Annotated in this window: 2 pseudogenes; one reads left to right on the top strand and one right to left on the bottom strand. The window is 65.9% G+C overall.

The annotated features are described in order from the left end of the window. A pseudogene (locus Ae505Ps2_RS32905) lies at positions 1-660 on the bottom strand (hypothetical protein); the annotation flags it as partial. A 487-nt stretch (positions 661-1147) separates the two neighbouring features. Between Ae505Ps2_RS32905 and Ae505Ps2_RS29160 the strand changes: the two are divergent. Further along, positions 1148-1763, top strand: a pseudogene (locus Ae505Ps2_RS29160) (hypothetical protein); the annotation flags it as partial.

Below are 1763 nucleotides of genomic sequence, written 5' to 3'. Positions count from 1 at the left end.
CATCTCATGGGCCCACCCGGCAAGCTCCGCGTTTTCAGCTTCTCTTGCCAGGGACAATGCAGCCCGACGCGTTTTTTCCGCATCTGCTGCGCGCCCCATGTCCCACTCGACGCAACCCACCAATAGTGCCAGCCAACCCGCGAGCACCATTGCCTCTCTGTGCTGGCTCAGGGTCAACGAGCCAGCCAGCATGCCAGAGACGTGATGTAGCCATCGGTGTCCCTGGTCAACTAGTTGTCGACTCGGAACTGTCGCATAGTCACAGCATAGTTGATCGATCGTGATTCTTAGCGCGTCGAGCGTAGCGCCGTCTATATCAGACCGCTGAAGTCGCTGAACAATCGTAAACGTATCTTGTCCGTGCGACTCGGCTAGTTCTGCCTCACGCCTGGCCCGCTCCTGTTCCGGAAAAAACGCCGCGGTGACAGTATTGAATGACCGCGCGATCAATGCCTGATGGTATCGATCTGGCGCGTTTCGGCCTTTTTCCCAATCAATCAGGCGTCGGCGGACATTCTCGATGTCCAGCTTTCGACCCGGCTCGTCATCAGTCGGCACCTCGGCATGAGCACTCATCGCCCGAGCTAGATCCCGTTGAGACCAGCGGCGCGCGTTCCGCTCGGCGCGGATGCGACTAGCCCACGCCGGAAGTTCGTCCATGCCCCGTGGTCCCCTTCCCAGCTCGCAGCGACGGCGCTCTCAAGTCTCCCCGATGCCAGGGGGTGATACGGGGTGACAACTTGACTGGCACCCACCGTGCCACTGCCCAGCGATGCGTGACGTGGCCCACGGTGAGGCCATGACCAGCTCAAACCACCCGGAGTCAGTCCGATTCCCGACTGGGAGTGATTGCTCCTGCCGCCTCAAGCTCGGTCCGCAGCTTCGCGAGATCCCAGCGCAGGTATCCGCCGATGGTCTTCGACGCCGGAGTGACTCGACCTGCCCGAGCCCAGCGAGCAAGCGTCGTGCGGTCGATCTCCAAGGCGTCAGCTGCCTCACCGGTGCTGAGCAGGCGTCCTTCGGTCACAACTTCCACTCTCTCACGTCACCTACCTCTCTCTCATCGGGTACATCACTTGCATCGGATACATCGGAACACGTACCCTCGCTGCATCGCATACCTCAGTTGCATCGGAGGCTGTCCCTCATGAAGATCACCTCGGCAGATGCTGGCTCGCGCAGCTTCTATGCCGTCTCCGCCCTGTCTTTGCTGGTCAGCGCCGATACCTCGTGGCGCGCGTTCGGCCTGCTCGGCGTGACGCAGATGTGGGAGCGCGCGGCGTTGTTCCTCGTCGCGGAAGTTGCCCTGATCGCGTGTGGGGTGGCGATGCGGGCGGGGGTGCGCCGGTCTGGCCAGCCGGGCCCGGCGCGCTGGCTCGCGTGGGGCATCTGCGCGGCTCTCGGCGTCGCTGCGGTGTGGTTGTCCGGCCCGGTCGGCGGGGCGCTGAGGGTGGCGCTGGGGCCGGTGCTCGGCGTGCTGGCGTTGCATCTCGCGCTCGGGATCGAGCTGCGGGCCCATCGGCCGGCTGTGAGCGGTACGTGGGCCCGGGTCGCGGCGGAGCTGCGGGAGCGGGCCCTGTCCAGGATCGGGCTCGCGGACGATGGTCGGACCGCGCTGGCCCGTACTCGAGATCGGGCCGCCCACCGCGCTGCCCGCCTGGCGCTGGCCGGGCGCAGCACGCCGTGGCGCCGCGCTCGCCTGGCTCGCGCGCTGCGCGCCTCCCACGTGGCGCACGACGACACGATGCGGGCCCGCATGCTCG

This window comes from Pseudonocardia sp. Ae505_Ps2, assembly GCF_001932425.1.
In the GTDB taxonomy this organism is placed as follows: domain Bacteria; phylum Actinomycetota; class Actinomycetes; order Mycobacteriales; family Pseudonocardiaceae; genus Pseudonocardia.
The sequence above is the reverse complement of the archived record's forward strand: the minus strand, read 5'-3'. Positions and strand labels throughout refer to the sequence as shown.